This is a genomic window from Streptomyces sp. NPDC002130 (genome assembly GCF_040296465.1).
Lineage (GTDB): Bacteria > Actinomycetota > Actinomycetes > Streptomycetales > Streptomycetaceae > Streptomyces.
On sequence record NZ_JBEOXI010000373.1, the window covers coordinates 1 to 5,970 of the forward strand.

6 protein-coding genes, 1 tRNA gene and 2 pseudogenes are annotated in these 5,970 nt (G+C 64.8%); 4 read left to right on the forward strand and 5 right to left on the reverse strand.

The features are described 5' to 3' along the window. A pseudogene (locus ABT116_RS38610) lies at positions 1–230 on the forward strand (protease HtpX); the annotation flags it as partial. Continuing rightward, complete coding sequence (locus ABT116_RS38615) at positions 227–619, forward strand: YccF domain-containing protein (protein WP_344459202.1); 393 nt, start codon at positions 227–229, stop codon at positions 617–619. The pseudogene ABT116_RS38610 and the gene ABT116_RS38615, both read left to right, overlap by 4 nt. 298 nt (positions 620–917) lie before the next feature. Here ABT116_RS38615 and ABT116_RS38620 read toward each other — a convergent pair whose 3' ends face one another. After that, positions 918–2,180: an APC family permease gene (locus ABT116_RS38620; RefSeq protein WP_351644211.1), complete on the reverse strand. Its 1,263-nt coding sequence runs from the start codon at positions 2,178–2,180 to the stop codon at positions 918–920. A 193-nt stretch (positions 2,181–2,373) separates the two neighbouring features. On the opposite strand from ABT116_RS38620, the gene ABT116_RS38625 reads away from it, so the two are divergent. Then, entirely contained in the window at positions 2,374–2,640 is a 267-nt protein-coding gene (locus ABT116_RS38625) for a GlsB/YeaQ/YmgE family stress response membrane protein (RefSeq protein WP_190902021.1), read from the forward strand. A 108-nt stretch (positions 2,641–2,748) separates the two neighbouring features. Here the strand turns inward: ABT116_RS38625 and ABT116_RS38630 are convergent, their stop codons facing one another. Next, positions 2,749–3,237 carry a YajQ family cyclic di-GMP-binding protein gene (locus ABT116_RS38630; protein ID WP_031108414.1) on the reverse strand — a complete coding sequence of 163 codons (489 nt, stop codon included), beginning with the start codon at positions 3,235–3,237 and terminating at the stop codon, positions 2,749–2,751. Positions 3,238–3,457: 220 nt separating this feature from the next. On the opposite strand from ABT116_RS38630, the gene ABT116_RS38635 reads away from it, so the two are divergent. Then, positions 3,458–3,539, forward strand: a tRNA-Tyr gene (locus tag ABT116_RS38635). A gap of 164 nt (positions 3,540–3,703) precedes the next feature. Here ABT116_RS38635 and ABT116_RS38640 read toward each other — a convergent pair. The 3 genes and pseudogenes from ABT116_RS38640 to ABT116_RS38650 all read right to left on the reverse strand — a co-directional run. Further along, positions 3,704–4,081, reverse strand: a pseudogene (locus ABT116_RS38640) (site-specific integrase); the annotation flags it as partial. Between the two features lie 6 nt (positions 4,082–4,087). Continuing rightward, positions 4,088–4,216 carry a GntR family transcriptional regulator gene (locus tag ABT116_RS51050; RefSeq protein WP_502984012.1) on the reverse strand — a complete coding sequence of 43 codons (129 nt, stop codon included), beginning with the start codon at positions 4,214–4,216 and terminating at the stop codon, positions 4,088–4,090. 180 nt (positions 4,217–4,396) lie between these two features. After that, the coding region (locus tag ABT116_RS38650; protein WP_351644214.1) for an AIPR family protein at positions 4,397–5,970 on the reverse strand (1,574 nt) is incomplete at its 5' end.

A 5,970-nucleotide genomic window follows, 5' to 3' on the forward strand; every position in this document is an offset into this window, starting at 1 on the left:
GTGCCCAGCTCACCGGTGATCCGCTCGCCCTGGCCAGCGCCCTGCGCAAGCTCGAACTCGGCACGAAGCAGCTCCCGCTGCCGCCCGAGCCGCGCATCGAGACCGCCAGTCACATGATGATCGCGAACCCGTTCCGGCCCGGTCAGGGTCTCTCGAAGATGTTCTCCACACACCCGCCGATGGCGGAACGAATCGCCCGGCTCGAGAAAATGGCAGGTGGGAACCAGTGAGGACCATACTCAACGTCATATGGCTCGTCCTGAGCGGCTTCTGGTTGTTCCTCGCCTACATGCTCGCGGGCCTGCTGCTCTGCATCACCATCATCGGCATCCCGTTCGGCATCGCGGCCTTCCGCATCGGCGTCTACGCCCTGTGGCCCTTCGGGTACACGACGATCGAGCGCCGTGACGCGGGCGCGCCGTCCTGTGTGGGCAACGTGCTGTGGCTGGTGCTCGCGGGCTGGTGGCTCGCCTTGGGCCACATCGCCACCGGCATCGCCCTGTGCGTCACGATCATCGGCATCCCGCTGGGCATCGCCAACTTCAAGCTCATTCCGGTCTCGTTGCTCCCGCTGGGCCGAGACATCGTGCGGACGAACGAGCCGTTCGCGGTGCGCTGACGAAGAGGCGCCGCACCTCCGTTGTCCACAGGCCGGGGGTTGTCCACAGGCCCGCCCGACTGTCAGCGGCGGCCTGCATGATGAACCCATGACCGCGATCGAGCAGTTGCCGACCCGAGTGACGACCGGAACTCACAACACCCGCAGGGCGGACGGTACCCCGCGCCCCGAGCCGTCCGCCCCGACAAGAGGTGCCGGAAGACCTGCGGCGAGAGACCGTGAAAGACCCGCGGCGAGAGAGCGTGAAAGGCCCGAGCCGAGAGGCTCCTGAAGGCTCGGGCCGTCGTGGAGGCCGGTCCTACGGTTCCCCTGCCCCGGTCCCTGCCTGCCTCCACCGCCGCACCGCGTACGCAACCACCCCCACCACCAGCACCCCCGCGCCCACGACCACCGACACCCTGGGCAGCGAGAAAGCCAACACCACACACCCGGCCAGGCCCACCGCCGGCACCACCCTTGCCGACAGCGCCGAAGACAGGGTCCACGCCGACGCGTTGGCCACGGCGTAGTACGCCAGCACACCGAAGGAGGAGAACCCGATCGCGCCCCGGACGTCCACCGTGGCGGCCAGGACCGCGACCACCGCACCTACCGCCAGCTCCGCCCGGTGCGGCACCTGGAACCGCGGATGCACGCAGGCCAGCGCCCTCGGCAGATGCCGGTCCCGTGCCATGGCGAGCGTCGTCCGCGACACCCCCAGGATCAGTGCGAGCAGCGACCCCAGCGCGGCCACGGCGGCACCGGCCCGCACCACCGGCACGAGCCAGGGCGCCCCGGCCGCCCGCACCGCCTCGGCCAGCGGCGCCGCCGTGGCCCCGAGACCGCCCGCCCCCAGTACCGAGAGGACAGCCACCGCGACACACAGGTAGACAACCAGTGCGATGCCCAGCGCCAGCGGGATCGCGCGCGGAATGGTGCGCGCCGGATCCCGCACCTCCTCGCCGAGGGTCGCGATCCGGGCGTACCCAGCGAAGGCGAAGAACAGCAGACCGGCCGCCTGCAGCACGCCGTCCGCCCCACCCGAGGCCCCGATGTCCAGCCGCCCGGCATCGGCTTCACCGGATGCCAGACACACGACCACCACACCTGCGAGGACAGACACGACGAGCGCCACGATCACCCGCGTGAGCCAGGCGGACTTCTGGACACCGCCGTAGTTCACCGCGGTCAGTGCCACCACGGCCGCGACCGCCACCGCGTGCGCCTGCTCCGGCCAGACGTACGTGCCCACGGTGAGCGCCATCGCCGCACAGGAGGCCGTCTTCCCGACCACGAAGGACCAGCCCGCGAGATACCCCCAGAACTCCCCGAGCCGCTCCCGCCCGTACACATAGGTACCGCCCGAGGCCGGATACAGGGCGGCGAGGCGAGCCGACGACATGGCGTTGCAGTACGCGACCACAGCGGCGACGGCCAGCCCGAGGAGCAGCCCCGAGCCGGCGGCGTGCGCGGCCGGCGCGAGGGCGGCGAAGATCCCGGCTCCCACCATCGAGCCGAGTCCGATCACGACGGCGTCGCCCACGCCGAGGGTGCGGCGCAGTCCGGGGCCGGAGGCTGTCATGCGTCGCACCCTACTGATCAGCGCAACCGATGGGCGTGGTCGGGGCGTCCTCCCCACCAAGACGGAGTGAACGTGCGGGGCGAGGAGGCCGCGCGCGGGACGCCCGACGTACGACGCACGGGCCGGGCCTGCCGAAAGCAAGATCACACGGCCGGGACAGTGCGGGCACAGCGTGAAAGGGCAGGTTCACGGCATGACCATCATCAGCTGGATCGTCCTGGGACTGTTGGCCGGAGCCATCGCGAAGTTCCTGCTGCCGGGGCGCGATCCGGGCGGCCTCATCGGCACGACCCTGATCGGCATCGCGGGCGCGTTCATCGGCGGCTGGATCTCGGCCCGCTGGATGGACCACCCGATCACCAAGGGCTTCTACGACGGTGCGACCTGGGCAGCGGCGATCGGCGGATCGCTCGTCCTCCTGATCGCCTACCGCCTCCTGTTCGGCAACTCCCGCGACTGACGTGCCCGCCGACGGCCACTGGCAGACGGCAGACGGCAGACGAGAAGGGTGGGCGCCGGCGGCGCCCACCCTTCTGGTGTCCGTGCGGGCGCGAGCCCGGGGCCCGACCTACCGGTAGTTCACGAACTGCAGGGCGAAGTCGAAGTCCTTGCCCTTCAAGAGGGCGATGACGGCCTGCAGATCGTCACGGTTCTTCGAGCTGACCCGCAGCTCCTCGCCCTGCACCTGCGCCTTCACGCCCTTGGGGCCCTCGTCGCGGATGGTCTTCGCCACCTTCTTCGCGTTCTCCTGGGAGATGCCCTCCTTGATCGACGAGAAGATCTTGTACTCCTTGCCGGAGAGCTGAGGCTCGCCTGCCTCCAGAGCCTTCAGCGAGATGCCCCGCTTGATCAGCTTGGACTGGAAGACGTCGAGGATGGCCTTCACCCGGTCCTCGGAGTTCGCCTCCATGAGGATCTGCTCACCGGACCACGAGATCGAGGCACCCACGCCCTTGAAGTCGTAGCGCTGCGAGATCTCCTTGGCGGCCTGGTTGAGTGCGTTGTCGACCTCCTGCCGCTCGACCTTCGAGACGATGTCGAAACTGGAGTCGGCCATGTCCTGTGGCTCCTTGTATCGGGGTGCGTATCGTGCGTACCGGCGTATGGGGGCGGTCGCAGGGCCCGTTCAGGTCCCGGGCCGCATCCGGACAAGCCTAGCCACCCTCGGCCTTCCGAGCGCCGATCAATCGGGTGGCGAAGCACCCCTCCGCATCAGGTATTGTTTACGTCGTTGCCACGGAGCGCCGCGGAAGAGCGGCTCGAAGGGCAGCAACCCCGGCGGTGTGCCCGAGCGGCCAAAGGGAGCAGACTGTAAATCTGCCGGCTTCGCCTTCCCAGGTTCGAATCCTGGCGCCGCCACAAGACCGAAAGGGTCTGTGAACAGCAGCAATGCTGATCGCAGACCCTTTCGGCGTTCACAGGTGCGACCTGGTCGCTATGGGTGCTTTTTCCCAGTGTGTCTCACCCTGATTCGGGTGCTGACCAGTCCGTGTGGGGCAGGCGTGGGGCAGCTTCCGATCCTCCTAGCTGCCGTTCCTTAGCGCCCGCTCGATCCGGGCGTTCGCAGTGGCGGCGCCGCCGTCCAGGCACTTCGCGTAGACCCGGAACAGCACGGCCACGCTGTGGCCGGCGCGCGCGGCTACCTCCTGCGGCTCCACCCCGGAGCTGAGCCACGTCGACACTTCGGCGTGGCGAAGATCATACGGACGCTTCGCCAGCAGAGATGCGCACTGAGCGGGCGTGAGGGCGCGCGAACGGGCTTCTGCCCACACCTCGCCATATCCGGTGTCCTGGATGAGTCCGCCGCGTTGCGTCCGGAACAGCCGCCCGTCGGGGGCGACGCCGTACGCCGTGACGTGCCACCGCAGCAGGCTCACGAGGTCGGGCGGGATCGGCACGCTGAACGCTCACCGCGCCCGGTGCCCGGTACGTCCCCGTACCTCCAACCGCCCTTCAGACACGAGCCGGGCGAGCACTTGCCGTAGCGCTGTCCGGCCAATACCGAGATTCTCTACGAGAGTTCGCTCTGAGGGCAACTTGTCCCCGGGGGCGTACTCACCCGATCAAATCGTGCACGAATCGTCTCGTAGACCCTCGCTGTCTTCGGTCCCATCCGTGGAGCACTCTCCGCTTCTGAGGTGGTGCACACCAGGGTAGCGGTCGAGCGCGACTTTGCTCCTGTTGCCGCATGAGGCGTGAAGCAGCCACGCAGTTGATCAGGACCGAGCCGGTGGGTGGCTATTGTGTGCTCCGAGTTTTTGCTTGAGTGAGTCGGTGAAGGTTCGCGTCTTCGCGATGTCGAGAGCTAGCGGCGTACCGTGCAAGGCCTGCTCCACAGCGTCGGCGGCTTGCATGAATGCATCGGCGGCCCTCGTGTTGTCCCATAGAACCTCACAAATATTGGCACAGTACTTCTCGATCTTATTGGCCCCCAAGGCGGGCATTTCCGATCCGCCCGCAATGTAACGGAGCGCCATCAACAGGTGATACCGTGCTGGCTTGTATTTGACTGGGACGGGGCCATTCCGGAAGAGGAACTCCAACTTGAAGTGGGCATACGCTGATACGTAGTACGGGTCCAGCTTGTGCCCGTCGTTGAAGATGCGGCTACCGACCTGCGTTTGCAGGTCCGCGTAGTAGCTGATTGATCGATGCGGCTCGTCCAAGAACATCGCGGCGAAAGATCGAATCTGCTGCGACTTCGTGATGATGCGTACTTTCTTGATTCCCGACACTGCGTTGTATTGCTTCGAACGTCGTTCGTAGTACAACCGCTGATCGTCGTTATATGAACTCAGAAACCCTTCCAGCTTCTTGGCGAACGTGCCGAGGGCGTAGAGGTCCTCATTAGTGACCTGAGTTTGACGGTTAGTTGCGGTGATGATCGAGTTCACTACCTCTTCGTCCTGTGTCGCTACGATCTTCAGCGGGACCTGGACTTGATCAGTCAAATGTTCTTGCTGATCAAAAAGGACGTGGCTCGTCTGGCAGCCGTTAACAATCTGATAGTCAGTGATTGCGACCTTGTCCCGAGTGGTGGACAGTTCGCGCGCAACGATGGTGATTCCGTTGTTGAGCACGACGAAACGACCCTTTGCTGCTTCGTCCGTCAGCGTGCGCTGAATGTCGGCGTTCACGGAATTGTACTCTTGGAAGTCTCGCACGTTGTCGTTGAACAGGGACTTCCTGATGTTGCCTGCGCTGTCCGACAGGATCTTGATAAATTCTGGGGCCGAGATAACCCCGAGGTAAGATTCCGTGACACCTGCAATGTCAGGCAGGAGGACTTTGCTAGGGAAGGAGAACTCCGTTGTAACGCTATTCTTGCTGCGAAGATAGCTCGCGTGTACCTCGTCAGCACCCATGGGTTGGAACATGACTTCCGAGAACAGGCCAGTCGACTTAAGGTGGGCAACCCGCTTCCCAATCTTCGCCTCTAGGTACTGATCAGAAGTCCACTGGCCCGTTGTGACATAACTGAGGCGGCATTGCGGCTTCGCGCGCCGAAAGCGAAGGCTGTTGTCGTAGATTTGCTGCATCAGGTCACGAGCTAGTGTGACTGAGTCGTTCATGGGGAGAGATGCGTTCTCAGCAAAGAACTCGTCGACTCCGTCGAAAAAGGTCATGATCTGGTCACCTGAGAAGCCGCTCGATGTTTTGGCTTGAATGAAGCAAAAAGTAACATCAAGCGAGCCGTTGACCTTCAGAAGACCTTCCATGTCTTCACCCGAACTGATGAGGCTCCCGTTTATAATCACGCCGATTCCGTCAATCCCCAGGTCGTCACCTC

Excerpts from the sequence above, each read along its gene's own strand:
- ABT116_RS38620 (WP_351644211.1), bottom strand. The coding sequence starts at position 2,180 with ATGACAGCCTCCGGCCCCGGACTGCGCCGCACCCTCGGCGTGGGCGAC.
- ABT116_RS38625 (WP_190902021.1), top strand. The coding sequence starts at position 2,374 with ATGACCATCATCAGCTGGATCGTCCTGGGACTGTTGGCCGGAGCCATC.
- ABT116_RS38630 (WP_031108414.1), bottom strand. The coding sequence starts at position 3,237 with ATGGCCGACTCCAGTTTCGACATCGTCTCGAAGGTCGAGCGGCAGGAG.